This is a genomic window from Flavonifractor sp. An112 (genome assembly GCF_002161085.1).
Classification (GTDB): domain Bacteria; phylum Bacillota; class Clostridia; order Oscillospirales; family Oscillospiraceae; genus Flavonifractor; species Flavonifractor avicola.
This window is the reverse complement of record NZ_NFLU01000005.1, coordinates 70,282-96,486: the sequence shown is the minus strand read 5'-3', so window position 1 is coordinate 96,486 and position 26,205 is coordinate 70,282. Positions and strand designations below refer to the sequence as shown.

27 protein-coding genes and 2 pseudogenes are annotated in these 26,205 nt (G+C 49.0%); 12 read left to right on the top strand and 17 right to left on the bottom strand.

Annotation, left to right across the window (positions count from 1 at the left end):
- The first annotated feature begins 36 nt into the window (after positions 1–36).
- Complete coding sequence (locus tag B5E56_RS06185) at positions 37–912, top strand: ATP-binding cassette domain-containing protein (protein ID WP_087389065.1); 876 nt, start codon at positions 37–39, stop codon at positions 910–912.
- Positions 893–1,624, top strand: a complete 732-nt coding sequence (locus B5E56_RS06180) for a hypothetical protein (RefSeq protein WP_087389064.1) — start codon at positions 893–895, stop codon at positions 1,622–1,624. The genes B5E56_RS06185 and B5E56_RS06180 overlap by 20 nt, the downstream gene beginning before the upstream one ends.
- A gap of 457 nt (positions 1,625–2,081) precedes the next feature.
- On the opposite strand, the gene B5E56_RS06170 is transcribed toward B5E56_RS06180, so the two are convergent.
- The 3 genes from B5E56_RS06170 to B5E56_RS06160 all read right to left on the bottom strand — a co-directional run bounded on the left by B5E56_RS06170 (position 2,082) and on the right by B5E56_RS06160 (position 3,707).
- Positions 2,082–2,435: a hypothetical protein gene (locus tag B5E56_RS06170; protein WP_087389062.1), complete on the bottom strand. Its 354-nt coding sequence runs from the start codon at positions 2,433–2,435 to the stop codon at positions 2,082–2,084.
- A 74-nt stretch (positions 2,436–2,509) separates the two neighbouring features.
- A complete protein-coding gene (locus B5E56_RS06165; protein WP_087389061.1) occupies positions 2,510–3,187 on the bottom strand; it encodes a DUF4367 domain-containing protein in 678 nt (225 codons plus the stop codon).
- Complete coding sequence (locus B5E56_RS06160) at positions 3,177–3,707, bottom strand: RNA polymerase sigma factor (RefSeq protein ID WP_087389060.1); 531 nt, start codon at positions 3,705–3,707, stop codon at positions 3,177–3,179. The genes B5E56_RS06165 and B5E56_RS06160 overlap by 11 nt, the downstream gene beginning before the upstream one ends.
- Positions 3,708–4,122: 415 nt before the next feature.
- Here B5E56_RS06160 and B5E56_RS06155 point away from each other — a divergent pair, with 415 nt between their 5' ends.
- Positions 4,123–4,332 carry a hypothetical protein gene (locus B5E56_RS06155; RefSeq protein ID WP_206404959.1) on the top strand — a complete coding sequence of 70 codons (210 nt, stop codon included), beginning with the start codon at positions 4,123–4,125 and terminating at the stop codon, positions 4,330–4,332.
- Between the two features lie 89 nt (positions 4,333–4,421).
- On the opposite strand, the gene B5E56_RS06150 is transcribed toward B5E56_RS06155, so the two are convergent.
- From B5E56_RS06150 to B5E56_RS06120, 7 genes are all read right to left on the bottom strand, one after another.
- A complete protein-coding gene (locus tag B5E56_RS06150; RefSeq protein ID WP_087389059.1) occupies positions 4,422–5,405 on the bottom strand; it encodes an alpha/beta hydrolase in 984 nt (327 codons plus the stop codon).
- 97 nt (positions 5,406–5,502) lie between these two features.
- Entirely contained in the window at positions 5,503–7,278 is a 1,776-nt protein-coding gene (locus tag B5E56_RS06145; protein ID WP_087389058.1) for an oleate hydratase, read from the bottom strand.
- A 143-nt stretch (positions 7,279–7,421) separates the two neighbouring features.
- Complete coding sequence (locus B5E56_RS06140) at positions 7,422–7,994, bottom strand: TetR/AcrR family transcriptional regulator (protein ID WP_087389057.1); 573 nt, start codon at positions 7,992–7,994, stop codon at positions 7,422–7,424.
- Positions 7,978–10,437 carry an HAD-IC family P-type ATPase gene (locus B5E56_RS06135; protein ID WP_087389056.1) on the bottom strand — a complete coding sequence of 820 codons (2,460 nt, stop codon included), beginning with the start codon at positions 10,435–10,437 and terminating at the stop codon, positions 7,978–7,980. Before B5E56_RS06135 ends, B5E56_RS06140 begins: the two co-directional genes overlap by 17 nt.
- 1 nt (position 10,438) lies before the next feature.
- Positions 10,439–11,041 carry an HdeD family acid-resistance protein gene (locus tag B5E56_RS06130; RefSeq protein ID WP_158098678.1) on the bottom strand — a complete coding sequence of 201 codons (603 nt, stop codon included), beginning with the start codon at positions 11,039–11,041 and terminating at the stop codon, positions 10,439–10,441.
- 25 nt (positions 11,042–11,066) lie between these two features.
- Positions 11,067–11,660 carry a hypothetical protein gene (locus tag B5E56_RS06125; RefSeq protein WP_143383140.1) on the bottom strand — a complete coding sequence of 198 codons (594 nt, stop codon included), beginning with the start codon at positions 11,658–11,660 and terminating at the stop codon, positions 11,067–11,069.
- Positions 11,657–12,691, bottom strand: coding sequence for a lysylphosphatidylglycerol synthase transmembrane domain-containing protein (locus B5E56_RS06120; RefSeq protein ID WP_158098677.1), 1,035 nt, complete (start codon positions 12,689–12,691; stop codon positions 11,657–11,659). The genes B5E56_RS06125 and B5E56_RS06120 overlap by 4 nt, the downstream gene beginning before the upstream one ends.
- Positions 12,692–12,939: 248 nt before the next feature.
- Here B5E56_RS06120 and B5E56_RS06115 point away from each other — a divergent pair, with 248 nt between their 5' ends.
- Both B5E56_RS06115 and B5E56_RS06110 read left to right on the top strand, forming a co-directional pair.
- Positions 12,940–13,515: a DUF308 domain-containing protein gene (locus B5E56_RS06115; protein WP_087389052.1), complete on the top strand. Its 576-nt coding sequence runs from the start codon at positions 12,940–12,942 to the stop codon at positions 13,513–13,515.
- Between the two features lie 37 nt (positions 13,516–13,552).
- A complete protein-coding gene (locus tag B5E56_RS06110; protein ID WP_087389051.1) occupies positions 13,553–14,953 on the top strand; it encodes a radical SAM protein in 1,401 nt (466 codons plus the stop codon).
- A 58-nt stretch (positions 14,954–15,011) separates the two neighbouring features.
- Here B5E56_RS06110 and B5E56_RS06105 read toward each other — a convergent pair whose 3' ends face one another.
- Positions 15,012–15,566 (bottom strand): TetR/AcrR family transcriptional regulator, encoded by a 555-nt coding sequence (locus B5E56_RS06105; protein WP_087389050.1) that lies wholly within the window; start codon positions 15,564–15,566, stop codon positions 15,012–15,014.
- Between the two features lie 168 nt (positions 15,567–15,734).
- Here B5E56_RS06105 and B5E56_RS06100 point away from each other — a divergent pair, with 168 nt between their 5' ends.
- The 7 genes and pseudogenes from B5E56_RS06100 to glgB all read left to right on the top strand — a co-directional run bounded on the left by B5E56_RS06100 (position 15,735) and on the right by glgB (position 22,770).
- Positions 15,735–16,619 (top strand): hypothetical protein, encoded by an 885-nt coding sequence (locus B5E56_RS06100; protein ID WP_206404958.1) that lies wholly within the window; start codon positions 15,735–15,737, stop codon positions 16,617–16,619.
- On the top strand, positions 16,616–17,473 hold the full coding sequence (locus B5E56_RS06095) for a DegV family protein (RefSeq protein ID WP_087389049.1): 858 nt from the start codon (positions 16,616–16,618) through the stop codon (positions 17,471–17,473). Before B5E56_RS06100 ends, B5E56_RS06095 begins: the two co-directional genes overlap by 4 nt.
- 50 nt (positions 17,474–17,523) lie before the next feature.
- Positions 17,524–18,408, top strand: coding sequence for a DegV family protein (locus B5E56_RS06090; protein ID WP_087389048.1), 885 nt, complete (start codon positions 17,524–17,526; stop codon positions 18,406–18,408).
- Between the two features lie 57 nt (positions 18,409–18,465).
- Positions 18,466–19,653: a mechanosensitive ion channel gene (locus B5E56_RS06085; protein WP_087389047.1), complete on the top strand. Its 1,188-nt coding sequence runs from the start codon at positions 18,466–18,468 to the stop codon at positions 19,651–19,653.
- Positions 19,654–19,685: 32 nt separating this feature from the next.
- Positions 19,686–20,225, top strand: a pseudogene (locus B5E56_RS06080) (S-adenosylmethionine synthetase N-terminal domain-containing protein); the annotation flags it as partial.
- Between the two features lie 64 nt (positions 20,226–20,289).
- Positions 20,290–20,934, top strand: coding sequence for a patatin-like phospholipase family protein (locus B5E56_RS06075; RefSeq protein WP_343214231.1), 645 nt, complete (start codon positions 20,290–20,292; stop codon positions 20,932–20,934).
- Between the two features lie 42 nt (positions 20,935–20,976).
- Positions 20,977–22,770, top strand: coding sequence for a 1,4-alpha-glucan branching protein GlgB (glgB, locus tag B5E56_RS06070; RefSeq protein WP_087389045.1), 1,794 nt, complete (start codon positions 20,977–20,979; stop codon positions 22,768–22,770).
- A gap of 273 nt (positions 22,771–23,043) precedes the next feature.
- On the opposite strand, the gene B5E56_RS06065 is transcribed toward glgB, so the two are convergent.
- The 6 genes and pseudogenes from B5E56_RS06065 to B5E56_RS06040 all read right to left on the bottom strand — a co-directional run bounded on the left by B5E56_RS06065 (position 23,044) and on the right by B5E56_RS06040 (position 26,097).
- Positions 23,044–23,262, bottom strand: a complete 219-nt coding sequence (locus tag B5E56_RS06065; RefSeq protein ID WP_087389044.1) for a hypothetical protein — start codon at positions 23,260–23,262, stop codon at positions 23,044–23,046.
- Between the two features lie 544 nt (positions 23,263–23,806).
- Positions 23,807–24,049: a hypothetical protein gene (locus B5E56_RS15060; protein ID WP_343214235.1), complete on the bottom strand. Its 243-nt coding sequence runs from the start codon at positions 24,047–24,049 to the stop codon at positions 23,807–23,809.
- A 46-nt stretch (positions 24,050–24,095) separates the two neighbouring features.
- A pseudogene (locus B5E56_RS15055) lies at positions 24,096–24,227 on the bottom strand (helix-turn-helix domain-containing protein); the annotation flags it as partial.
- A complete protein-coding gene (locus tag B5E56_RS06050) occupies positions 24,224–24,433 on the bottom strand; it encodes a helix-turn-helix transcriptional regulator (protein WP_087389042.1) in 210 nt (69 codons plus the stop codon). The gene B5E56_RS06050 and the pseudogene B5E56_RS15055, both read right to left, overlap by 4 nt.
- 387 nt (positions 24,434–24,820) lie before the next feature.
- A complete protein-coding gene (locus B5E56_RS06045; protein WP_087389041.1) occupies positions 24,821–25,516 on the bottom strand; it encodes a hypothetical protein in 696 nt (231 codons plus the stop codon).
- Between the two features lie 185 nt (positions 25,517–25,701).
- Positions 25,702–26,097, bottom strand: coding sequence for a winged helix-turn-helix domain-containing protein (locus B5E56_RS06040; protein WP_087389040.1), 396 nt, complete (start codon positions 26,095–26,097; stop codon positions 25,702–25,704).
- Positions 26,098–26,205 lie beyond the last annotated feature (108 nt).

Below are 26,205 nucleotides of genomic sequence, written 5' to 3'. Positions count from 1 at the left end.
CTTCTCTGGCCACTGTGGAAAGGATTGGTCATAGCTATGATAAAAGTCGAACATATAACATATTCGTATAAAAAAAACTGCCCAATATTAAATGATCTAAGTTTTGAATTGGAGGATGGTATAACGTTTTTAATCGGTGAAAATGGGAGCGGAAAGTCTACATTACTCAAAGCATTAGCTTCTATCCTACCTACCTCTGGTTCTATTACCATTGACGGCATAAAAAACGACACATGTGAATATAATAGCGTGATCTCTTACTTACCTCAAGACTTTGACATTTACCCAAATCTAAAGGTAAAAGATATCTTATATTTTGTCGCTTCTCTTAAAGGGGAAAAAACTATTGATGCTAAAAGGGAAATTGATAATATTACTGGTTTGCTTAATCTTGAAAGTATACTTAATAAAATATTCAAAAAGTGTTCTGGCGGAATGAAGCGCAGAGTAGCCATTGCAACTGCTCTTATTGGAAATCCTAAATTTGTAATTCTGGATGAACCAACAGTAGGAATTGACCCTAAAGAGCGAATTGCATTTTATAAAACCACTAAATCTTGCTTTGAACATAAAAGCGTCATTATCTCAACTCATATTTTAGATGATATTGAAATTCTAGCAGATAATGTATTAATGTTGTCTGGAGGTAAAATTACATTTAATGGGCGTTTTAATGATTTTCGCAATTCGTTAAATAATCGCTTATTCAAGATCACTGCTCAAAGCTCATCAATCAATCATTTTGGAGATTGTAAAATATTATCCACAGAAAAAGTTGGAGAAGACATTATTTATACGGTGGTAGGCAACTCGGAGGCAATGCCAACTAGTGCTATACCAATTCAACCTACACTCGAAGATGTTTGGCTATATTACCAAGGAGATTTAGATAATGTGGAGCAGAAGAATTGACCTCCTAACCACATGGAAATACTATTTGGGTTTCCTAGGGTTTTTAGCAGTTACGTTGATGTTGAGGAATATTACCTTTTCTACAGTTGCTTGGAAAAATGGAAGTCCCATTGTCTATAATAGTGTATATTTTTATCTTCAATTTATTACCTGTATTTTTGTTGTAATGATTACGGGAAAAATGTTTGGTGAGTGTTTCCGTGCGTCCACAAGCGAATATTTAAGATCGCTTCATATTTCACCATTGCAAATCATTGTATTGCGCTATATAAGATTAGTTGTGGCTATACTAATTCCACATAGTATAGTTGTTGTTATCTTATTCCGTGAAGTAAATTCTTCAATAATGAGTTTCCTTGAACTTTATCCCCAAAACGCTCCATTTCCAATAATAGATATAACTGTACCACTTTTTCAATGTGCTGTTGCAATCAATTTTTATATTGTACTGACTCTTTTTTTAATGCTTCTATTCAAAGATCCCATGATACCAGTCATATTACTAATGGCCTATTGCGCACTGGAGGCTGGCCCACTTAATAACATTCTTAAAGAGTATTCGATGTTTGCTGGAGCTTTTAGTGCGCCAAATTACTACGATTATTTCCCACCCAATATACTGTGGATGATTTTTACCCTTCCAATTCTATTTTCTATCGTCTTGCTTTTTTATGGAAAGCACACATTCAAACTATTTAATTTTTCCAAATAAAACGGACAGGGACACCGGACAGTCAGTCCGGTGTCCCTGTCCAAACTTCTTTTAATAGGTAGAATAAGCTATACAAATTGAATAGTGGATAAAAAGAGACATGGTTTGCATATCTCTGCTAGAATGACGTTGCGCTGTCACCATTTGAAAGGAGATAGCAAACCATGTCGGGAAAGATTTTGCAGCTGTTATCAAGGGGTAGCGCAAGGAATTTGTGAGAGGAAGTGCAGAAGAAATCCTCAACGAGTTTCTGGAGACCTGAGCGAATTATTCCCTGAGGTCAAGTTCCAGCGGTTTACTGTCCGCGTCTACCGTAATATGTTCTCTGTAGCGCTTCGTTCCAAAGTGAAGTTGGTAGTCAAGATGCTCAAGGAGATCTAAACCCAGGAGAGCAATAAAGCAGCGCAAGAGAAAACAGTACGCTTCTAATTTCCATCACGTGAAATGGCTCTGCACTCTATTTGTTTGTTCGCTCAATCGAAATTGGAGTTTTTGTCGTCCCATTAACCGAATAGCTTACAGTCAGCTGATAAGTTTCATATCTACGTACAGTGGCATCTCCTTCAAGCTTGAGGAAACCATATCCTGCTCCAGACCAGCTATCGATCATTTCATCGTCCTGCCATAACTCCATTGTTGCCGAAATCTTATCCGTGGTTCGGTCGCCCACTATTTGGACCATACAGGTAGCATTCGTACCGTTGAACTGGATGTCGGGTACTACCGATATGAGCCTTGTGCTTACGGCATAAGCCGGGGTAGCAAGGAGCAGCGCAATGATAACCAGAAATGGCATAATACGCCTCTTCAAAATAATCACCTCCTTCCTTCCTTGAACTTATAAAGTTAATACGATGAAAGGAGGCGATTTTGGACAACTAAAGACTATTTAATTTGTTGGACGCTTTCCGCCATCTGAACCAGCTCTGACTCACTTAAAAATGCCGAGATATAAAATGCGCATTTGTCATCAATCGTCCACATGATTACATTGGCACAGTCAACATCCTCTGCGACAAGAATATCTGCTGAATAACCATTTACTATTGTCGATTTTATTTGTGCCTGCTCGACATCAACAAACCAATCGACTTCATCCAGTGAATAAGTGTACCGGAAGGTCAACATCTGATTATCGGCATTTGTATATATGATCATTACCGTTGATCCGGTTGAATCTATGATAGATTCGGTATAGCCATCCGGAAGCCATGTCGGCCGGTAATCACTGTTTGCAGGAATGCTGCTGTCACTGTCTTCGATACGATAAACAAAATATGTTTCATAGATTTCTTTGACCCATCCCAAGAAAGCTGCTCTCGCTTCGGCATCCACAGTAATCCATGTGCCTCCAGATATTAAGAGTACAAGGACGATGGAGGCGATCTTATAAAGTGAGCGATATAACAAAGGATGATCTGCCCTGCGCTGCAATTTCTTCATTTTTCTATCAAAATCAGGAGAAGGCTTTTGTTGACATTCGGGATTAAAATTACTATCTAATTCTTCTACAAAAATAGTACGAGACCTTAGCGCAGCATTCCGGATCTTGTCATCGTTCATCAAAAAATCCACCCTCCTTCCGATAAAGTTCTTCAAGTTTCTTTTTAGCGCGTTGATCAATCTTCTGTGCCCATCTCAGGGAAATGCCAAGTAACTTTGAAATCTCATGAAGGTTATACCCATGTATATATTTGAGCCAGATCACCATGCGCTGCTGGTCTGGCAGTTTCAGGATACATTTGGTCAGAATATCTTCACCTTCCGCTTCTAAAGTTACATGATTCTGCAATTCCTCATTGAAGGGAACAACCGCATGTTTGCTTCGTACTCGATATAGGTCAATTACTCGGTTATATACCATAGTTACGACAAGCTGCCTCGTTTTTGGACTGACTGGCTCAATTATTTTTATATTTTCCGCTATTTTCACAAAAACATAATGTACGACATCTTCAGCATCCTGAGGATGGTGCAGTTTGTCATAAGCAACATGGTACATAAGCCCATAGTAAGCTTTATATATGGCCTCAAACTTTGATTTGTCATCGTCTGTTTCGATTACTTGAAAATAAATAAGCATTGGGCTTCACCCCCCTAGCAGTAACACTTAAATGATAGCTGTCCCAACGAAAAAAGTCCAGTGTTCAAATAGGAATTACTATACGGCAAGTGCGCATAGCTCTGTTGGTGAAGCTCACGATGAACTGAGGAAAACTGTAGTATTGATAACCCATTTCTAAAAATTAGTTCAAACTATTTAATTTTATCATATATAGCAAAAATCGCAACTACTCAAAAGAGAATGGGAATGGTATGCTCTAAGTGTATTTAGGTCAGATTTTGTAGGTCAGATTTTCACCCGGAGGGGCCAGTGCGCCCTACGGAGACTTGCCCAAACCTAAATACCGAATCTACCACGCACAAAAACCGCAGTTACCCCGGCCCGGGGTGGCTGCGGCTTTTTTTGTGCAAAAAAGAAAGGAGCTACCACATGAATGAATGCAAGCAAACTGATGAAGGTCACTTACTTCGACCCCAAAAGCGACATCCGCCTGCTCTGCTATGCGGATACCGTGGTGTGGGATACCAAGCCCGCGCCGACCCTCATCGCCCTGCGATTCGGCGGGTACCCCGAGCGTGTGCAGGGGCTGGCGGACGCCATCTATGGCGGAGCTACCATCGAAATCGAGGACGATACTATATGAATTCTAACTTTTTCCTTTATCCCTTGGAGCTATTTAGGATATCCCACCGACCTATTTGCTGTTCACGCCCATTTCAACGATAAAGCTGCTCAGTCAAAATCGGCCCAGAAATCTTTGATTGCATTTTCATATCGTTCCTTCTCTACCAAGTAACTCACTCCATGTCCCGCCCCTGGAACGATTAACAACCGCTTGGGGGCTGCACAAGCAATATAATTTTGATAGGTCATGTCCACAGGGACAAATTGATCCTGCGCCCCATGGATAAACAAAATTGGAACAGAGTTTGTCTTTAGTGCGTCAAGAGTTGAGTAGTCAAAACCCTTGACCTGGTTCTTTTGCTCATAGATACCAGCCATGATTTTTCGACGAAGGTGATAGGGCAGATGGAGATTTTCGTTGGAAATGTGTTTCCCAATCTCATCAGGAGAGGTATAGGCACAGTCAGCCACAATTCCATGAACGTTCCGTGGAAGATCCAACCCCGCCGCCATTAAAACAGTAGTCGCACCCATGGATACTCCACTTAAATAGATTGGGAGGTCAAGTGCCCGCTCATCTGTTGCCCAGCGAATCCATTGCAGGCAGTCAAATCGTTCTGTGACACCCAGCCCCATGTAGTCGCCTCCGCTGCTGTTCTGCCCCCGTTGCTCCGCAAAAAGAACACAGCAGTGATTGTCATGCAGAAAATCCGCAATCAGCCCACAACCCATATCCCAGGAAGAACGCCAGCCGTGCATGGCGATCACAACCCGTTTGGGGTTTTCACATGGGTACCAATGACCTACAAGCTCAATTCCATCATGGGCTCGGGTTTCAACGGTTTCCAGATTTTTCTCCCGTAATCTTTGGGCTGCCTCTTTCTGTAGGGTTAGAACCTCCTCATCTGCAAGGGAGCCAGCAATTAGCTGACTCATTGCTCCTGAAATCACGGGGGCAACTTTAGGCGCTTCCCGGTCAAGAGCCGTTTTTGCAAGGAGCCTTGTGACTGCATAGGCGGTTGCCCCCGCTACAGCAGAAGCGGATAACAGCACATAAGAGGAAACCCGCATTTTTCCCCTGTCCATATCCATTGCTATACTCCTTTTAAATGATTCTTGTCATCCCTTTTCTGAAAATGGCGTCGGATCCCAATCGGTTTCCGGCGCCATTCTCATTTTTTGAAGGCGTTTAGATTACATGATACTCCTTCAGCAGCTTTTCCACATCGGTGCCTTCGATCTTCTCCAGCACCTTTTTCACCGCCATCCGCTCCTTGAAACCCAGGTCCATCTCGGTGAGAGGTCTGCCGTCCCGGAGGCTGATGGAGGCTTTCAGCAGATCCCGGATGTCATAGAGACTGCTCCAGACCTCGGGCACGCCCCGATCCACATTGAAGAGGGTGTAGACAGCCACCATAGCGGTACGCATGGAATACTCAGTGGTAAACACGGTATCCCGCTCCACTTCGGCAAACTGGCCCAGGAAGGCAAAGTTCACCGCTCCTTTAGGCACCACCTGGGGCCGGTCGCCCTTGGCGCGGGGCATGAAGTAGGCGCTGGCGAAGGGCATCATGGTGGGCACCGTGTTGGCGCTGTGGGTGGCCAACTCCTCGATCTGATCCTCGGGCACCCCGATGTGGTAGAGCCACTCCATGCAGATCTCCTTGCCGGTGCAGTCCTTCATGGGCTTCTTCACAAAGTCGCCCTCCGCGTTGGGGAACAGACCGTAGAGCCACACCAGGCACTGATCCTTGGGCTGGGAGTGGAACTGGGGCTGTCGGTTGATAGTCCAGCTCAAAAGCCACCCAGAGTCCTGAGCTGTTACAATGCCGCCGGTGACCACATTGCCGGACAGGGGATCCCGCTTGCAGATATTTTTGATGTAGGGCAGAATCTTCTCGTCCAGAGTGTTGACGGTCACGCCCATCCACTTGCACTCCTCGGGGTCGCCACAGAACTTGTCGGGATGGCCGAAGGCGGGGTCCTGCTCCGCGATCTTCCGCCACAGGTCGAAGGAGCCGCCGGGCTGGGGGGTAGGAATGTACTCGCAGGGCTTATCCTGACCGCCGATGGTGGAATTCTCCACGTTGCTGCCGTTGGTGATAAAGAGGTAGTCATCCTCGGTCAGATCCAGGAATTCCTGATTACCGTCATGGAGTAGCTCCACCCGCTTGGCCACCTTCCGGCCGTCCCGAATATCGAAGCGCACATCCATCACCTGGGTGTTGAAGTGGAACTGGGCGCCGTGGTCCTCCAGGTATTTCACCATGGGCAGGATCATGGACTCATACTGGTTGTACTTGGTGAAACGGAGGGCCCGCAGGTCGGGGAGCCCGTCGATATGGTGGATGAAGCGCTGCATGTAGAGCTTCATCTCCAGGGCGCTGTTGCAGTTGTAGAAGGCAAACATGGTGCGCCAGTAGGTCCAGAAGTTGGAGTTGAACACCTCGTCATCAAAGATGTCGGTGATCCGTTTGTCCTCCAGCTCCTCATTGGGGGTAAAGAACAGCCGCATCAGTTCCATGGCCCCCTTGTCAGAGATGCCAAACTTCCCGTCCGTGTGGGCGTCCTGGCCCCGGTTCTCGGTGACCCGGCACAGGGAGTAGTTGGGATCCTTTTTGTTCAGCCAGTAATACTCGTCCAGAACGCTGACCCCCTCGGTCTCAATGGAGGGGATAGAGCGGAACAGATCCCACATGACCTCGAAGTGGTTGTCCATCTCCCGGCCACCCCGCATGACATAGCCGATCTCGGGGTACTTCCACCCATCACAGGCACCGCCGGCCACCGGGTCACGGTCAAAGAAGTGGATGTTCTTGCCGGGCATCTGGGCGTCCCGCACCAGGAAGCAGCCGGCGGACAGGGCCGCCAGGCCGGTGCCGATGAAGTAGGCCGACTTGTGATCCACACCCTCCGGCTTCAGGGGACGGGCAAAAGCTTCATAGTTACCGCTGGAATAATACATAAATTATACCTCCTATTATTGTTTTAGGGCCTCTTGACATAACCAATGGTAACGCAGTTTTATCCCCCGCTCAATCAGCAACCTGAACGCTTTGATAAAAAATCCGTCATATGAGGAAAAATGTCTGCTTTTTTATCAAAAGGTCATGGGTGATGGTTTTTATCTGTCCGCACCTGCTCCAAAGCGCTGGTGATACTGCCGTGGATCACAGTAGAAAACCGGGCCACAAGCTCTTTGGGGTCACTTTTCATGTCGTTCCGGATCCAATCCAGCATCAAACCTACAAAGGCGTACTTCCAGACGTGAGCAATGAATTCTTTATCATCCTGCCGCACCGCCATAACCGCCGATTTTTCTTCCACTACGCCGATGACCAGATCATACGTGACCTTGTATAGATAGTTCTCTACCTGCTCCCGGCTCACCGAGTGATACACATTCATAATAAAGGGCTTGTTCTCTGCCACCGCCTGGAAAATCTGGTAAAACCCTTCCTGCCAGGTCTCATAGGTCTTTTTTCCGTTCAATGCCCGTCTGGCATCCTCCTCACAGGACCATTCCACCAAATCATAGATATCCTTGAAGTGATAGTAAAAGGTCATACGGTTGACCTCACATTCTTCGGTAATGTCGCTGATGGTGATTTTATTCAACGGCTTTTGGAGCAGCAATCGTTTCAGTGATTCCTCCATCGCCTGCTTAGTCGTTTTGTGCATGAGGATTCTCCTTCCTATCGCTCCCATTGATTACTCGCTTTCCACCCGGCATGCAGGACTCCAACCATAAAAAAGCCCGTTGTAAAGTGTGGTCAATGGGAAAGGACAGCAATAGCAGTGCGGACAATATAAGGGCGCAACCATAGTTCAGAGGGACAATGTGGAACCACTCCGGGATAAGGAAGACCGCCGCTAAAAACAGCGCTCCCATGGCGCCGAACAGGATCCCGTGCCAGGCGGTCATGGGCTTACAGACCCGAAACAGCATGAGGTAGGCCGCAATCGCATAGAGGAAAAAGGCCACCGTGGAAGCGAGTTCGGTGGGGATTTGGAACGCATCGGCAAAGAGCAGGGACCACTCCACCAGGATCACCGAGGTGAGGGCGGCGGGCAGGGCGCGAAAGAGGACGTTGCGCAGGAATTTACCGTGAACCAGATCCGTGTTGGGCTCCAGCGCCAGGAAGAACGAGGGGATCCCGATCATCATCACAGAGGCCAAAGAGATCTGTGCCGGTTTCAGTGGATATAGGGAAACAGAGATCAAGCTAATGAGAGACAGAGCAAAAGAGAAGATGTTTTTAACCAGAAAGAGCGAGGCAGACCGCTCTATGTTATTGATAACCCTCCGGCCCTCTGCAACTACATGGGGCATTGAGGCAAAGTCAGAACTCAGAAGCACCAAATCAGACACATTGGCTGCCGCATCGCTCCCTGACGCCATGGCAATGCTGCAATCGGCGTCTTTCAGGGCAAGGACATCATTGACCCCATCTCCGGTCATGGCCACAGTATGACCGGCTTTTTTAATGGCTTGAATAAGGAGCCGCTTTTGCTCTGGGGTTACTCGACCAAACACGGTATAGTCGGCAGCGGCTTTTGCTAATGCCTTTTTGTCACTGATTTTGGAGCAATCCAGATAGCGTTCGGCATTTGGTATTCCCGCCTCTACCGCCGCCACCGATGCTGTCAACGGGTTATCTCCTGAGATGACCTTGATCTCTACACCCTGCTGTGTAAAGTAATCAAAGGTAGCTTTTGCGTTGGGACGAATAGGATTGGAGAGGGTTATCAAAGCAATAGGGGCTATCTTGCCATCCAGACGGCCTTGTTCAAAAATATCGTTTTCACTTCCAGCGATATATTGATATGTGGCAAACACCAGCACTCTCTGACCTTGGGCCGCCTGCTGATCAGCCATCTCTTTTATACCGGAGTAGTTCTCCTTCAAAATGATTTCTGGCGCTCCCAGCACATAGGTGTCTCCATCGCCAAAATCCAAAGCGCTAAACTTTAGCGTCGAGGAAAAACCGAGGATACGAGCTGCCTGCTCCTTGTTCCCATCGCCAAAGTACACCTTTAGTGCTTTCATTGTCTCATTGTCCCCGGGCATGGAACGTACAAAAAGGCCGAGGAGATCCTTTGGGTCGATACATGGCGCATTTGGTAGCGGGATGATTTTTCTTACTTCCATCTGAGGCTGCGTAATGGTACCGGTTTTGTCTACGCATATCACATCCACCCGCGCCAAGGTTTCAATACACTTCATGTCATGGACCAGAGTGTTCTGTTTGGCAAGACGGATGGTACTGGCCATGAGGGCCACGCTGGTGAGCAGATACAGCCCTTCCGGGATCATACCGATAATGGCGGCGGCAGTATTTTCCACGCTGACCCGCTCGGTGAGGCCAATTACATGATACTGGTTCCAAAACATCATAGCGGCAAAAGGAATAATGATGACTCCGATGATCTGTATAAGACAGGTGAGAGAGCGCATCATTCCCGGCTGCTGCCTTTTTTTAATCTGCTTGGCCCCTACAGAGAGTTGAGCTGCAAAGGAGTCATCTCCCACCTTGTCCAGCCGAACATAGGCTTTCCCTGACACAACAAAGCTACCTGATAAAAGGGTATCTCCGACCGCTTTCTTGATCTCATCCGCTTCGCCAGTGACCAGCGACTCATTGACCGTAAGTTCTCCATCGCAGACCACGCAGTCGGCACAGACCTGATTGCCCGCTGTCAAAAGTACAATGTCGTCCAACACCAGTTCCTCGCTTGGAAGCCGGATTTCCTTTCCGTCTCGAATGACAATACTCTCCGGGGCTGCTACCAGTTGGAGCTTGTCCAATACTCGTTTGGCTTTCAGTTCCTGCACAATGCCTACAATCGTGTTGGCAAATACGACGCCAAGGAAAGTCAGATTGTTGTATGAACCCTCATAGACCAAGACCCCTGCCAGAAGAAAGAAAATAAGGTTAAAGTAAGTAAACAGATTGGAGCAAACGATTTGCCCAGCGGTTTTGGATGCTTTATCGCTGGTTACATTGATAAGTCCAGCTTCGGTATTCCCCTGAACCTGCCGTGAGGTGAGGCCATGCTCCACGGAAGGATTATAACGGGCAATATTGGGGTATGGGATGTTAATCGGGTTCTTTTTCCTCATGTTACTCCACGCGTCTCCATTCTACGCCAATTACTTCAGACTGGCTCTCAGCCTTTGGTCCTTCACTTATTTTTATGGCTTTTGTAAGGCGGGACACATCATAAAGTCCCTGTATGCCGTTGACCATAAGGGACACTCCCATAAAGGTCATCAGCGCCGCAGTTCCGTGGAAGGGATCTGCAAAGAGAAAAATGGATAGCACAAGCCCTACTATTCCAAGAGCCAAAGAAGTTCCCCAGGCTCCCATCTTGTATTTGGAGATATTTAGGGCAAGTTGAATGTTGAATATACTACCCGCAAGAACATACAATCCTGCTGCAAACGGGAGGAACGAAGAGCCGATAAACGGTGGCAGGAGAACAACTCCAATCAAAATATCGCAAATGCCCAAAACGAGGTCGAGGCGGAAAAAAAGCCCCGCAAAACCGAGCTGGAAGTACCTTGTGATTTCATGAATCCCCACTCCCACGATGAGCAGACCCAATATCCAGCACAAGGCTGTAGCAGAAACTTGAGGCCAGATCATCATAACAGTGCCGAGAACCAACGAGCAGCAGCTTACACCGATCAACCATTTACGAACATACATCCATTTTGCACTCATTTTTCTTCCTCTTTTCTTATATATTTCACTCATGTGTAAAGGAAATCTCGCTTAGTACGGCTTGCCCCGCATATAGGCGCTCTGCTTTGAGGGCCTTACGCTCCAGGAGCCAGCAATCTACAGCCTCCCAAAGAGCAAATGTTCCCATAATGCTTAAAAATTCCATGAATATGGGTTTCAGATTGGATAGCTCCAGCGCAAAATACAAGGTCAGGAAGGCAATTCCACAGAGAGCTAATCCAAGCATCTTCAGAGAGTTGATCCGCAAATCTGCTTCTTTGTCCCGGAAAATAAAGGCATAGTGTTCTGTGAGCATGGCTGCGATTTCCGTTTCTGAAACATCTTCGGGCAGTTTCCCGTGAAAACAAATTCGGATGTCATAGAGCGTGGGAATTGCATAGAGTTTGCGGTCAATATAGTCATAGATATCTGCCCTGAGATCCCGCTGCCGGCCAACGGAAAGCGGATCAAGCAGTTCCATGCCTTCATACAAGGAAACGTCAATCTGAGCCTTTCCGTCTGGGCACAAGTATTCTGCCGCAATGGCTTCACTGGAAGATGGAAGAGATGCGTCCAGATGATGCACTTTTTTTAAAAAAGTCTGACCTTTTCCCATCATTTGCGCCTCCTATTTTCAGCCTGTTGCTTTTTCTTTTGCTGAACCAAGCAGTGGAAGGAAACGAAAAAAAGAATGCTGACCAGAAAGGGGAAAAAGTAGCTTGCCATTCGGTACAGGATCATGGCGGAGGCAGCGCTGGCCCTTCCCAGATAGGGAGAATAGAGCAATGTAAAGGCAAACTCTGCTGGTCCAACGCCTCCCACATTGGGGATCGCGCCGGCAATCAGAACCATAACTGCAGAGAGAAGCTGTACCTGCCCAAATGAAAGCTGTTCAAGCCCCAGCAGGGAAACACCATAATAGGAAACCGTATAAAGCAGACAATACTTTCCCGCATATAGCAGCATTACGGCGCCGCAGCGGCCTCGGTCGGTCAGCAGGACTTTGGATTGGGTACGGAGTACCTCTATATTTTTACTCCATTCGGATTTCCGCTTGGCCCATTTTCCCGTATCGGGTAGTTTGCCAATACACCATAGCGCCAGCTTTTGTACTTTTTCCCAAGTACAAAGGAGAATCAGCGCCAGGATGATCAAGCCGCAGACGATATATCCAAGCAGAATATAACGGGAAAGGTTTAGGTTAGAGGCGTGTAGCCATCCGCCCTGAAATATCAGCATGACTGTGGCGTAAATCAATATGGTAAGTTTCTGTAGTGCGTAGCACAGCGTCATCATTCCAACGCCGGCACCTGGCAAGAGGCCATAGAGGGAGAAATACCAACTTTGCAGGGGGATAGAGCCCGCTCCCATGGTGGCCACATTTCCGAAAATCCCAAGAAAGGATGCGGTGAGCGTCTGCCAAAGGGTCACATTTGGCATTTGAGGTCGCAGGGCAACCCATAGTGCAATGGCCTCCAAAAGTGGGCAGGAGAGCCCCAGGAGCAGCAGTCTCAGAAGGCCGAGAGTTGGAACAGTATGAAGGCACTGAAGAATCTCCCTGCCCTGACCGTGAAACAAAAGCATCAAAACCAGCGTAAGGGCAGCAAGGGTGATCACGCTGGAAATTACTGGCTTTCTGCGATTTTCCATTGTGGCATCCCCTTTAGAAATAAGAAAAAATAAGCTTTTGTGTTTTCTATTCTGGCAGGATTTTTTATATCTGTTAATAGGCAAATGAGGCCGAATGCCAAAACTTTGTGCATTCGACCTCATTTGCCCGTTGTTGACAAAATCCGCATAGAGTATGATTTGACCATCGGCAGGGGAACCTTTCCAAACAGCCAAGAACAAAAATATATTTGCTCAATAGACCCTTATTGACAGATTGGAAGTGAAATATGAAAAAACTACAATTTGCTCGCAGCGGATACATCCTTATTTCCTTTGTTTTTTATGTTGCCGCTGTGATCTATCTCATTTTCCCTGACCTTCCACCATTAGCTTTGAGCTGTTTCAGCGGAGTTATTCTGATCCTCTACGGCATTATCAAGCTGGTGGGATTTTTCTCTGAGGATCTATACTGCCTGGCGTTTCGTTATGACTTGGCATGGGGACTTCTCCTTATGGTGGTCGGGGTGCTGTTGCTGGTGAAGAACGTCTCTGTCGCACAGTATCTCACACCGGGGCTTGGCTGGATCGCACTGCTGGATAGTTTGTTCCACATTCAAATGGCCAAGGAAGCACGGGATTTTGGCATAAAAGAATGGAAATTGGTGTTGGGTCTTTCCATCGCCGCTGGGGTCCTCAGCGTACTTCTGATCATCCGCGGTTTCCCCAGCCCGCAGGCCACCCATATCCTTGCCTGCATCGTTCTGCTGGCCTGCGGCGCGATCAACCACTGTATCGTCAAGCTGATGGTCTACTTCCCCCACCGCTCTGCCGCAAGTAAAACGGATACAGAAGAATTCATCTGAAAGAGCACAAAAAATATATGAAAGAGGGACACAAATCATGGGATTCAAGACTACACTGCAAAAAGTTGGGGTAGACAAGCTCATCGAGTACGCCTACAAGGACCCGGAGACAAGCCTGCCCAAGATCATGGACTGGGCGGACAAGTTCTCCGGCGGGGAATTTCCCTCCCAGCGGAAGGCCATCCGGGAGGCCATTGAGAACAAGGATCACCCCTATCATGAGTTCATCCTCCACATGCTCCGCGACACCGACCCCAACGTGATGAAGACCCTCATCACCAACTTCTTCATCAACGCCAACCTGATCGGCTGGCCCAAGCAGGAGAAGCTGCGCAAGGAGTACGGCTGCAACATCCCCTGGGCCATCCTGCTGGACCCCACCTCGGCCTGCAACCTCCACTGCACCGGCTGCTGGGCCGCCGAGTACGGCAACAAGCTGAACCTGACCTTTGACGAGATCGACTCCATCATCACCCAGGGCAAGGAACTGGGTATCTATATGTACATCTACACCGGCGGGGAACCCATGGTCCGGAAAGCCGATCTGATTAAGATCTGTGAGAAGCACGATGACTGCTTGTTCCTCACCTTCACCAACGGCACCCTCATCGACGAGGCCTTCGCCGACGAGATGCTCCGGGTGGGCAATTTCATTCCCGCCATCTCTTTGGAGGGAGACCAGGGCGACACTGACTCCCGCCGGGGCGACGGGGTCTACCAGAAGGTGCAGAACGCTATGAAGATCATGCGGGAGCGGCGGCTGCCCTACGGCATCTCCTCCTGCTACACCAGCGTGAACTACAAATCCATCACCTCGGACGAGTACTACCAGAGCCTGATCGACATGGGAGCCTTCTTCATCTGGTATTTCCACTATATGCCCGTGGGCAACGACGCCGCTCCCGAGTTGCTTCCTAACCCGGAGCAGCGGGAGTGGGTCTACCACCGCATCCGTAAGCTCCGGGCCGAGAAGCCCCTCTTCGCCATGGACTTCCAGCACGACGCCGAGTATGTGGGCGGGTGCATTGCCGGCGGGAAGCGGTATCTCCACATCAATGCCAACGGCGATGTGGACCCCTGTGTGTTCATCCACTACTCCAACGCCAACATTCGTGAGATGAGCCTGCTGGACGCTCTCCGCAGCCCCATTTTCATGGCCTATCACGACAATATGCCCTTCAACGACAATATGCTCCGGCCCTGCCCCATGCTGGAGAACCCGGAGTTCCTGCGGAAGATGGTGGCCGAGACTGGCGCCCACTCCACCGACCCCATGAGCCCCGAGAGCGTGGAACACCTGTGCGCCAAGTGCGACCAGTACGCCGCGCACTGGAAGGGCAAGGCGGACGAACTTTGGCAGGCCGAGTGCGCCCAGCGACCCGAGCTGGCCGACATTGCTGACCGGGAGCGGAAAAACACCAGAGGCGAAGAGAAATAATGGCGCTGACACAAAAGTGGGAGGGTGCCAGGGGCACCCTCCCACTTTTGAACCTGTTTCATTGTTTGATCTGGGATTTTTCAATGGCGTTACGGGTAGAGCCCTCCATCAGCTTGCACAGCCGCTCCACCATCGCATTCATGTCATAACTCATTCCGGACTCCAGCCAGTCCAGGAGCCCACCGACCAAAGCACCTTTATAATACCGAATCAGGACGTCCAAATCTTCTTCTGGAATAGGAACTCCCTCTGTTGCCTGCTTCATACACCTTTCAACTATATGAGTTGTTATTTTATCTAATGCAGGCAAAAACTGCTCTCTGGGGTAATAACGGTAAATATGAAGTACAGACATTTTTCTCTGCTTAAAATAGTTGACCACTCGCTCCAACTCTGTTGCCGGATCCGGCTGGTCAAAGGAATCTAACAGTTGATTGACCATCGTAGTCAGATGGTACTCCACAAGCTCCGGGATTCCATCAAAGTAGTAGTAAAATGTATTTCGGTTGATCTCACACCGCTCAACAATAGTTTTTACCGTAATCTTATTGATGGGGGTCTCCTCCAGAATTTCTTGAAAAGCCTCAATGATTGCTTTTTTTGTCCGTTCCATGGAAACCCTCCTTTCCCCTCAAGGTCATATTTCAGCCACTCACCCATGCTATAGATGATAAAAATATACAGTTTAATTATACAGTCTAACCTTGCTGGTTGCAAGAGCTAAGTAACGAATTTTGAGGTTTTTTGTTTTGTAAGGGAAGAGAGCGAGGTAATAGTGAAAATGAGGAGGATCAAGCAGTTTCTGAAAGCCATGAGGATAGAACAAAGAGAACACAAAAGTTCTTTTATCGTATTTACGATTCTCAGGCTTTCTGTCATTCTCGTTATGGTGCGTCAGCTATTTAATGGAAACTATGAAAGCGTGTTCTTGTGCCTGCTGACGCTCCTGCTCCTGATCGGTCCCAGCATTGCGCAAATCACCCTACGGGTGGAGCTGCCTACCACATTGGAGATCATTATTTTCCTCTTTGTCTACGCCGCAGAAATCTTGGGGGAGATCCATCAGTTTTATACGGCGATCCCTTATTGGGATACCATTCTCCATACGTTAAACGGTTTTTTAGCGGCAGCCATCGGATTCTCCCTGGTGGAGCTCCTCAACCGAAATCAAAAGCTGGTGTTTCAGCTCTCGCCTTTCTTTACCGTTCTGGTGGCCCTATGCTTTTCCATGACCGTAGGGGTCCTATGGGAGTTTTTCGAGTTCACCATGGACATGGTTTTTGGCCTGGACATGCAGAAGGATACTGTCATCCACTCTATTTCTTCTGTACTGCTGGAAACAGGCGGCAGTGGAATTCCATATAAAATCAATGGAATCTCCGAGGTCTATATCAACGGAGAGCCGCTGGGCGTAGGCGGTTATCTGGATATTGGCCTTATTGATACCATGGCCGATCTGTTTGTGAACTTTGTCGGTGCGGTAGTGTTTGCCGTTTTCGGATACCGATATGCAAAGCACCGGGATAAAGCAGACCCGATACAGCGATTTATCCCTATACAAAAGGATACCGACAAGGATTATCTTCTTGCGGTGAGAGAGGGAGACAAAGACGCTGAGACCGGCTTGACTGTACATGTACATGAGGAGAAGGAGCGATTACAATGAAGACAGCGATTCTGACAGACAGCAACAGTGGTATTTTCCCGGAAGAGGGAGAACGGCTGGGAATATTTGTGCTTCCCATGCCGGTCATTTTGGATGGAAAGGAATACTTCGAGGGGGTAAACCTCACTCCAAACGAATTTTATCAGCACATAGCCGAGGGTGCCGATGTATCAACCTCTCAGCCGTCTCCGGGAGATGTCATCTCCATGTTTGACCGGATCTTTTCCGAGGGATATGACGAACTGGTCTACATCCCCATGTCCAGTGGTCTCAGCTCCTCTTATCAAACAGCGCAAATGCTTTCGGAAGAGTACGAGGAAAGGGCCCAGATTGTGGACAACCATCGGATCTCTGTGACGCTCCATGATTCCGTCCTTTATGCCAAATCTCTGGCGGATCAGGGCATCAGGGCAAAAGAAATTCGCGTTGCCTTAGAAGCCACTGCCATGGATTCCATGATCTATTTGGGTGTAAATACCCTGAAATATCTTAAGAAAAATGGCCGCTGCACCCCTACTGTGGCAACCTTGGGGGATGTTCTCAATATTAAGCCGCTGCTTATTTGCCAAGGCGGTCGTTTTGACCGTTGCTGCCTGCCGCGTAGTACATCTGCCTGCCAAAAGGCTTTGCTTGAGCGTGCAAGTAATATGGCAGACACCCTGCGAACCTCCAGTGGGAAACTAAATATTGGAGCGGCCAGCTCATTTGTGTGTTCCGATGCTGAGAAGGATTGGGAACAGCAGGTCCGGAAAGCGTTTCCATGGGAGAATGTCCACTATGAGCCCCTTTCTTTCAGTATTGCCTGTCATACCGGCCCCAATGCTTTCGGGGTAGGGATCAGCAGACAGACGTAATGAGAAGAGAGCTGACCTCAGAGGAAAAGTAAGGGAGGAGTGGAAATTTTATGGCCGACTATACGATTTTTACCGATGCCGCCGCAGATATTCCCCTTGAATGGTATTGTCGGTACGATATTCAGGGAGTATCTATGGATTATATGCTTTCAGAGGAAACAAATACGATCTTCCCCGGCAAAGCGGACGCAGAGGAAAACAGCGACTGCTTTTATGACGCTCTGCGCAAGGGTGAAAAAACATCCACTACCCAGGCGACTCCATACAAATACATAGAGGCCTTTTCCCCTGTGCTGGAGGCAGGAAACGATATCCTCTACTGTTGTTTTTCCTCTGGTATGTCCGGTACCTGGCATAATGCGCTGCTGGCAAGTGAGATGCTGAAGGAACAATACCCGGAGCGGGCGATCCGGTGCGTGGATACCCTGAGTTCCTCAGCGGGACAAGGATTGATCGTGATCCAGGCCGCCGCATTGAAAGAACGCGGAATGTCTTTGGAGCAAAACGCCAAATGGCTGGAGGAACATCTCCAGAACATGAACCACTGGTTTCTGGTAGATGATCTGGACTTTTTAAAGCGAGGCGGGAGAGTTTCGCCCACCGTTGCCTTTCTGGGGAGCACACTGCAAATTAAGCCAATTCTTACGATTGATCGTAATGGTAAGCTGGTCGTTGCCGAAAAAGTCCGGGGACGCAAGCAATCCATGAAACGGCTGGTGGAGCTGTTCCGCATCAGTTCAGATTTTCAAGGCGTTTTGCCTGTCGTATTTATAAACTACGCTGGTTGCCGAGAGGATGGGGAACTTTCGGCTGATATGATCCGTGAGGCAGCTTCTTCTGATGTCCGGGTTTTTATCACACCGCTTTCCCCATATACCGGCGCTCACACTGGCCCGGGAATGCTCTCGGTTTGCTTTTGGGGAAAAAGAAGATAACTGTGTTTGGATTCAAAGGCACTTCACGCCATTGAATTAAAACAGGAGGAATCAATCATGTTCGTTGAAACACTGGAAGCCTTTTTTGGCGCAGGCCTGTGGGCCGTGATCAAAGCCGTCCTTATCCTTCTCCTGGCCTTTATCGTCTCAGCCGTTGTCAAATCCGCGGTCACAAAGCTCCTGGCAAAGACCAAGCTGGGTAAGGGAGCAGAAGGACAGGAGGCTGGCAACGCCTTGACGATGATTGGCAAGCTGGTCCATCTGGTGGTGTTTTTGCTCTTTGTCCCCGGCATCTTTGAAAGCCTGGGCTTGAACAATGTCTCGGCACCCATTTTGAGTCTGCTGAATACCATCTGGGGATACCTGCCCAACATTCTGGCAGCCGTCCTCATTCTCTGGATTGGTTGCTACATTGCGAAACTGGTGCGGGAACTGCTGGCCCCCGCTCTGAATAAGCTGGAGGTCAACCGTCTGCAAAAAATGGCAGGTATGGAGGTATCCGAAACCGGCAAGCTCTCCAATACGCTGGCCTATTTGGTCTATGTCCTCATTTTGATCCCGGTTATTATCACCGCACTCCAAGCTCTGAATATCCGGGCGATCTCTGAGCCCGCAGTGCAGATGCTGACCATGATCTTTAAGTTTTTACCCTATCTGCTTGCTGCCGTCATCATCTTCGTGGTGGGCTGGGTGATTGCGAAGCTGCTGGGCGCTATTGCGGAACGGGTCATTGCCGCCACCGGCGTGGACGCTAAACTCCGCACAGCCGTGGGACAGGAGGAGAGCAAGTGGGTCCTCTCTTCCGTTATCGGCAAAACCTTACGGACTGTTCTGGTCATCTTCTTTGTGGTAGAGGGAATCAACGCACTTCATATGGAGGTGCTGACTCAAATCGGCGCCACGGTAATTGGGTATCTGCCCTATGTATTGGCTGCCGCAATCATCTTCATCGGATGTTGGATTGGCAATGCCTTTGCTAAAAAGGTGCTTGTGAAGAATGGTCATAAGACTGCTGCCCTTGTGACCCAGTGTGCCATTTACACCGTTGGCGCTTTTTTGATCCTGAGCCAGCTTGGGATTGCGAAGGAGCTGGTAAATGCAGCGTTCATTCTGATTCTGGCCGCTCTTGCCGTTGCCTTTGCTATTTCCTTTGGCGTTGGTGGCAAAGACTTTGCTGGAAGGGCGCTGGAAAAGTTGGAAGGGAAACTCCAAAACGTCTCCCCGGAGGAAACTCCTAAAGAGTAAGCTCACAATAAAAGAAAGAAGGAATACATCGTATGGCAAAACGTCTTTTCACCTCTGAGTCCGTCACGGAAGGCCACCCCGACAAGGTCTGCGACCAGATCTCTGATGCAATATTAGACGATATTATCGCAGCCGATCCTATGGCCCATGTGGCCTGTGAGACCTTTACCACCACCGGCATGGTGGTGGTTATGGGAGAGATCACCACCTCCCATTATGCCGACATCCCCGGCATCGCCCGGCGAACCATCGAGCGTATCGGCTATACCAACCCCGATTATGGCTTCGATTTCCGCTCCTGCGCTGTGATGAGCTCCATCGACAAGCAATCTCCCGACATTGCCATGGGAGTAAATCAGTCCTATGAGCATCAGAATGGTGACACCGATGAGGCCGACCTCATCGGCGCGGGCGATCAGGGTATGATGTTTGGCTATGCCTGCGATGAGACACCCGAGCTGATGCCTGCCCCCATCTCTCTGGCCCATCAGCTCTGCCGCCGCCTGACCCAGGTCCGCAGGGCTGGGAACCTTCCCTGGCTCCGCCCCGACGGCAAGAGCCAGGTGACGGTATGCTGCTGGACAGCGGGGGCGAAACTACCCTTTCTATGCGGAATATCCTTTTCGCAAGGAATACATGAGTTGGGGGAATTTTCTTCGGAAAAGGTCTTATCTGGATCTGGACTATATATACGGTACCCTCAGCAATTCTGGGGGAGAAAATCCACTTGACTTTCCCGCAATCATGGCAAGCTCTATGGAATTATGTATTGTTGCCTGTGATGCGGAGACGGGAGAAGTCAAATATTTTGGAAAAGACGATATCCAGCAGGATGATTACAGCATTCTGAAAGCCTCCAGTGCCATCCCCTTTGTTTGTCACCCCTATGAAGTGAAGCGGCACCTATACTATGACGGCGCTTTAGGCGATCCCATCCCCATAAAAAAGGCGTTCCAAATGGGCTGTGACCGGGTAGTTTTAATTCTCTCCAAGCCCAAGAACCTATTTCGTCAGCCGGGGAAAGACCCTTCCTTTGCCAAAAGGATTGAGAGACGCTACCCAAAAGCGGCAAAACAGCTTCGCCTCCGGGCCCGGCGTTACAACGATGGCGTAGACTTGGCAAAACTTTATGAAGCCCGAGGGCAAGTTCTGATTGTGTCGCCTGATGATACCTGTGGCGTTGATACTTTAACCCGAGATAAGGATGCCCTGCAAAAGCTGTATGCGAAGGGGTATCAGGATGGGGGGACGATTGCTGCATTCCTCTCTTCAATCAAATAGAGTGCCTCATTTAACGACAGAATCAACGAGAGGAGAATAACCGTGGATATGTATGGGTTTTATAAAGGGCAAATTCTAAACGCATACGAATATTTGGGTACGCATTTCACGGTAGGAAGGACAACATTTCGTACCTTTGCCCCTAACGCCGCTCGTGTTAGTCTGCTTTACGCTGACGAGGAAATTCCTATGCTGCCGGTTTATGATGGGAATTTCTATGAGATTGCTGTGCCGAATGTAAAGGTAGGGCAACCGTACGAATACCGCATTTATATGCAAAACGGCGGCTATACCGATCATTGTGACCCCTACGGATTTGGGATGGAATTGCGCCCCGACCACAAGTCTGTTGTGGTCGATCTATCGGCCTATTGTTTTGCCGATGGAAAATGGATGAAGCAAAGGGGAAACCAGCTCGCACGGCCTATGAACATCTATGAGATGCACCTCGGCTCATGGAAAAAACCCAGCGACAATGAGTGGTATCGTTATGACGAGCTTGCCCCGCTCCTTATCCCCTATTTGAAAGAGAGCGGCTATAATTATGTGGAATTTCTTCCGCTTTGTGAGCATCCCTGCGATGAAAGCTGGGGGTACCAGAACACTGGGTTTTATGCGCCCACCAGACGTTACGGAAAGCCCGACGATTTGAAACGGCTGATCGACCTGCTCCATCAAAGCGGGATCGGCGTTATCCTGGATTTTGTACCCGTCCATTTTGCGGTGGACTGGTATGCGCTGGCACAGTATGACGGGACGGCGCTCTATGAGTATCCCCATAGTGATGTGGGTGTCAGCGAGTGGGGCAGCTATAATTTTATGCACTCTCGCGGTGAGGTGCGGAGCTTTCTGCAATCTGCGGCAAACTTTTGGCTGAAAGAATACCATTTCGACGGTCTGCGGATGGATGCGATCAGCCGCATAATATACTGGCAGGGAGACGAAAAGCGGGGTGTAAATGGCAACGCTGTCGATTTTATCAAAGTAATGAACCTGGGCCTGAAAGAGAACAATCCGGACTGCATTCTAATTGCGGAAGACAGCACCAATTATCCCGGCATTACAAAGTCCGTCCATGACGGAGGATTAGGGTTTGATTACAAGTGGGACATGGGATGGATGCACGATACGCTGACATATTTCCAAGCGGCTCCAGCGCAGCGGACAGCCCTGTACCACAAACTGACTTTCTCCATGATGTACTTTCAAAATGAGAAATATCTTTTGCCTTTTTCCCATGATGAGGTGGTACACGGAAAAGCCACTATTCTCCAAAAGATGAACGGACAATACGAGCAGAAATTCCCCCAGGCGCGGGCAATGTATCTCTATATGCTGGTGCATCCCGGGAAAAAGCTAAATTTTATGGGAAGTGAATTTGGACAACTGCGGGAGTGGAACGAAAAAAGAGAACAGGATTGGGACTTGCGAAAATATCCAAATCATGATGCGTTTTATCATTATATGGCAAAGCTGAACGATATCTATATATCTCATCCGGCCTTATTCGAGTGGGATTATCGAACAGACGGTTTTTACTGGTTGGACTGCCATCAGGAGAACCGATGTATCTATGCGATCTGCCGGAAAGGCAAAGGCGAATACCTTGCCGCCGTTTTCAATTTCAGCGACCAAGTACAGATGGATTATACCGTGGCCATCCCAGGAGCAATCGTCGCTTCCCCTTTGGTGTATAGTGATTGGGAAGAATTTGGCGGCACAACCCCCAGAGGGAAGGCTGTTTTTCAAATGAAAAAGAGCAACCTTACCTGCACTCTGCAACCATTCTCAGCCCTCCTAATGGATATAAAACAGGACGGTGCAAACACCTATTAGATGAGTAAATAGCCACCATTTTGATGGGGGGTATTTGGCGCATCTTTATTACAAGAGGACCAACTATTGTCCTTTTGTTTGTGTCAGCACAGGTTAGGCGCTCTCAATTATTCTCCTTGAAGATTGCCCATTATCGCTCAAACTACCCCATCCCCAGCACAAATTTCGGTTCCTTTTTCCAGCCAAGCACCTCTTGACCACATGTTTGCCCACAGACAGCAAAAACCGGCCCGCCGGGGATTTCTCTCTCCCGGCGGGCCGGTTCTCTGTCATTCAACTTGCCTTTCGGCTCCATCGCTTCCTCGCCTGGAAGGTGGTCATGGTGCGCTCCTTGGGATTTTCCTCTTGTGGTTTGATTTCCGCCTTGGCGATACCCTGGTCGATTTTCACCGCCGCCCGCTGTCTCATCTCGTCGGTTACATGGGAGTAGGTGTTCAGCGTGGTCACACAGGACACATGACCCAGGATGGTGGACAGCGTCTTGATATCCATCCCATAGGCCAAGGCGGTGGTTGCAAAAGGCCGGCGTCGTTGGCGCTGAGGTAGTCCAGGTAAAAGTCCACCGCCCGCTCGACGAAAGCGGTCATACTCCGGTTTCCGTCCTCCTGATACCGGCGCTCCAGGATGGCTTTCTTTTCCGGGGTGAGATAGAAAGCAAATCTCTCTTTTTTGCCCATAAACTGCTCCTTTCCGGGGCGTGACCCCTGTTTTTTCGTTATGGCAGTAGGGGTTTGGGGATTGTGACCGCAAGCGTGATCCCCGTTGCCTGTTTTTGACCCCACTTTTGATACACCCAAAACCCCCGTAACTGCCCGCACTGCGGGCAGTTGTGACCGGCCGGAGGCGCCACCGGTGACCCCGGCATTTATCCTGCTTTTCTTTTCGTCCCTCGTAAATCGGTTAGAGAGCGGCAGATACCACGGATAGGCGCTCCTTCGTAATGGCGGAACAATGGCCCAAATCCGGCCTGTACTTGCTGGGAGGGGCAGGGGCTCTGCCCCTCCCGTGATCGGGCCACACAGCGGCTCACAGGCGGTCACGCGGGGCTTTCCTGTTGCCGCAGGAGGGTGGCCGCGCGCTGGCGCTCTGTAGCCAACTCCAATTCCTCCAGCTGGCGGGCATAGTGCTGGTCAATCACCTCCTGGATCGGCCGGAGGGTGAACAGCAGATTGCCGTTGCGCTTTTCTCCTGCCTTGGTAATCACCTCGGTGGGTTCTGTCACGATGAGTCCGCGCTCCTCCAGCTGCCGGATGTACTTGCGGACAGTAAGTATTTTCACTCATCCGCACTGCTTGTCCAATGGTTTTGATACTGGGCCAGCACTGATGCGTCTTGCGATTCTCACACCGTTTCAGGAAACTATACACCACCAATTCTCCGGCACTCAGACCCAGGAGAAACACTTCGTTGGGCAGAGAGAAAAAATTTCCGCGCCCACTGTATTTGCTGTATCTCATACATCACCTCTCGTGTGTTCTTTCACCCACTGGATGAACTGCTCCTTGGGCACCACCATCCTGTTGCCGATACGCAGCACCGGGAAGCCTGGTTCGTGCATCAGCTCATATCCCGACGATGGAGAGACACCCAGGACTTTTGCCACTGTCTCTGAGTTGAGAAACAACGGCAGGTCGTCGTAGCTTTTGTAACTGGATTCTTTCACGATTACAGCCTCCTTCCATAAGGTCCACTCACTTTATTACCCGTTAAGCGGGGCAGTTCACAAAAGAATTTTTCTGTTCCAACTGTATAGAGGCGGAAAGGAATGATTTAGCAACCATAGGATGTAAAGTTCAGAGACATACCCAAAGCGGGATGTTTTGATTTAGTGATTTTGTAAACGTGCGGACACTGCGATACTCCGTGCCTCCAAACCTCCTCCTACTTCTTTCCCGAGAACATTTGTTGTATGACATAGGAGTGTCATACTCACCTCCTACTTTTGCCCCTCTACTTTCTATTGCTGAAACCACATCTTTTTGACATATGATTGACAGAAAAACGGAGCGCCCGCTTTGTCAGCAGACGCTCCACTTAAGAGAGTTTCAATTCAGTTTTGGCCTGGTTTCCACAGGCGGCATTTACCCTCCGCCTCGTCCCGTTCTTTCAGCAAACAAGCCAAGGCAGAGAAAAATTTCTTTTGCAGATAGTCCACGCTGCCGCGGTTAAGACCGTGGGCCTCGGCGTACTTGCGAACCGACAGTCCGTCTATAAACCGCTCTTGGAAATAGTCCTTGTACTCAGCCAGTACAGTTTTCATGGCATTGTCCAGAAACTGCAGGTCCTCTTTCAGTTTGGCGAAGTCACTTCGTGTGATGGCTGCGAATCTCTTTTCTTTCACGCAGAAACGATATTTGCCCCGGTCGAAGTTGTAGTTTTCACACAGGTCTTTGGCGAACGCGTGGTATGTGGCGGCCTGCTGATACTTACGGGAGTCATATTCTTCATCCATCTGCTGTTTCTGACTTTTGCGCACTGGTCCCCGGAAGCCCTCGTCTTCCAGCCTCTCGATGGCGGCCTCTGAGATCTTCATGTTCGTCAGACGCTTGTGCTCTCCGTCCACTCCTACAAAGGCGCAGAAGGACTTTTTGCTGGAGGTCCAATACCTGGGGAGATCCGCAAAGGGATAGGTGGTCCAGATGACGGCCTCCTCGCCGGTGTCGGTATCCGTGGCCAAGGAGACCACATAGACCACCTTGCCGTCATACCGCCGGTAGTATCCGGCACAGATCCGCCTGCCGGCCATCGCCGTATTTCCATTCTTTTTCTGTCTTCAGTATAGCGGAGGATGGAAAGTCTGCAAATGGGACAGAGGTTTTCTTGTTTACTGCCCAGTAAAATTTGAGTTTCTCACCACCCTTAACTGTTTTCTCCCAGAGAAAGCTGGCATCCTACACCCAAGACGGTCTCGATCAGATCCTCCATACCATGTTAGCCGAGTTTCCTGCGGATCTCCCTGACATGGTATTTGAGAGCATCATCCGCATAGACATCATGATCTGTTTCCCAAGCGGCCTCACAAAGTTCTTCCTTTGTAACTACTTCACCCATACGTTCCACAAGGATCTGCAAGACGATAAACTGCTTCGGCGTAAGACTGAGATTTTCCCCATGAAAGTAAGCCCTTCCTCTTTTCAAGTTAATTTTGAGGCCGTTTCCTGGAATAAGAACCGCTGCGCGCTCTGGGCGATCTTTCCAAAGATAGCGTCGTGTGATAGCTGTGATATGAGCCAGACAACGTTCGGGGTCCAAGACAACACCGCAATCCAAATAGTCGTCAGCGCCCGCAAATAGAACCTGGATCTCCTCCTCTGTTGTATATTTCATCGAAACGCCAAAATCGGCACCTGGGCAAGTCGGCGCAGGCTATGGATCAGCTTGATACCATCTATATCTGGAAAACTTAATTTTTATATTTCATTGGCTTGCCTCCCA

Bases quoted from the DNA above. Each gene is read 5' to 3' on its own strand.
- B5E56_RS06185 (WP_087389065.1), top strand. From the start codon at position 37: ATGATAAAAGTCGAACATATAACATATTCGTATAAAAAAAACTGCCCA.
- B5E56_RS06180 (WP_087389064.1), top strand. From the start codon at position 893: ATGTGGAGCAGAAGAATTGACCTCCTAACCACATGGAAATACTATTTG.
- B5E56_RS06165 (WP_087389061.1), bottom strand. From the start codon at position 3,187: ATGAACGATGACAAGATCCGGAATGCTGCGCTAAGGTCTCGTACTATT.
- B5E56_RS06160 (WP_087389060.1), bottom strand. From the start codon at position 3,707: ATGCTTATTTATTTTCAAGTAATCGAAACAGACGATGACAAATCAAAG.
- B5E56_RS06155 (WP_206404959.1), top strand. From the start codon at position 4,123: ATGAATGCAAGCAAACTGATGAAGGTCACTTACTTCGACCCCAAAAGC.
- B5E56_RS06150 (WP_087389059.1), bottom strand. From the start codon at position 5,405: ATGGATATGGACAGGGGAAAAATGCGGGTTTCCTCTTATGTGCTGTTA.
- B5E56_RS06145 (WP_087389058.1), bottom strand. From the start codon at position 7,278: ATGTATTATTCCAGCGGTAACTATGAAGCTTTTGCCCGTCCCCTGAAG.
- B5E56_RS06140 (WP_087389057.1), bottom strand. From the start codon at position 7,994: ATGCACAAAACGACTAAGCAGGCGATGGAGGAATCACTGAAACGATTG.
- B5E56_RS06135 (WP_087389056.1), bottom strand. From the start codon at position 10,437: ATGAGGAAAAAGAACCCGATTAACATCCCATACCCCAATATTGCCCGT.
- B5E56_RS06130 (WP_158098678.1), bottom strand. From the start codon at position 11,041: ATGAGTGCAAAATGGATGTATGTTCGTAAATGGTTGATCGGTGTAAGC.
- B5E56_RS06125 (WP_143383140.1), bottom strand. From the start codon at position 11,660: ATGATGGGAAAAGGTCAGACTTTTTTAAAAAAAGTGCATCATCTGGAC.
- B5E56_RS06120 (WP_158098677.1), bottom strand. From the start codon at position 12,691: ATGGAAAATCGCAGAAAGCCAGTAATTTCCAGCGTGATCACCCTTGCT.
- B5E56_RS06115 (WP_087389052.1), top strand. From the start codon at position 12,940: ATGAAAAAACTACAATTTGCTCGCAGCGGATACATCCTTATTTCCTTT.
- B5E56_RS06110 (WP_087389051.1), top strand. From the start codon at position 13,553: ATGGGATTCAAGACTACACTGCAAAAAGTTGGGGTAGACAAGCTCATC.
- B5E56_RS06105 (WP_087389050.1), bottom strand. From the start codon at position 15,566: ATGGAACGGACAAAAAAAGCAATCATTGAGGCTTTTCAAGAAATTCTG.
- B5E56_RS06100 (WP_206404958.1), top strand. From the start codon at position 15,735: ATGAGGAGGATCAAGCAGTTTCTGAAAGCCATGAGGATAGAACAAAGA.
- B5E56_RS06095 (WP_087389049.1), top strand. From the start codon at position 16,616: ATGAAGACAGCGATTCTGACAGACAGCAACAGTGGTATTTTCCCGGAA.
- B5E56_RS06090 (WP_087389048.1), top strand. From the start codon at position 17,524: ATGGCCGACTATACGATTTTTACCGATGCCGCCGCAGATATTCCCCTT.
- B5E56_RS06085 (WP_087389047.1), top strand. From the start codon at position 18,466: ATGTTCGTTGAAACACTGGAAGCCTTTTTTGGCGCAGGCCTGTGGGCC.
- B5E56_RS06075 (WP_343214231.1), top strand. From the start codon at position 20,290: ATGAGTTGGGGGAATTTTCTTCGGAAAAGGTCTTATCTGGATCTGGAC.
- B5E56_RS06065 (WP_087389044.1), bottom strand. From the start codon at position 23,262: ATGGATATCAAGACGCTGTCCACCATCCTGGGTCATGTGTCCTGTGTG.
- B5E56_RS06045 (WP_087389041.1), bottom strand. From the start codon at position 25,516: ATGGCCGGCAGGCGGATCTGTGCCGGATACTACCGGCGGTATGACGGC.
- B5E56_RS06040 (WP_087389040.1), bottom strand. From the start codon at position 26,097: ATGAAATATACAACAGAGGAGGAGATCCAGGTTCTATTTGCGGGCGCT.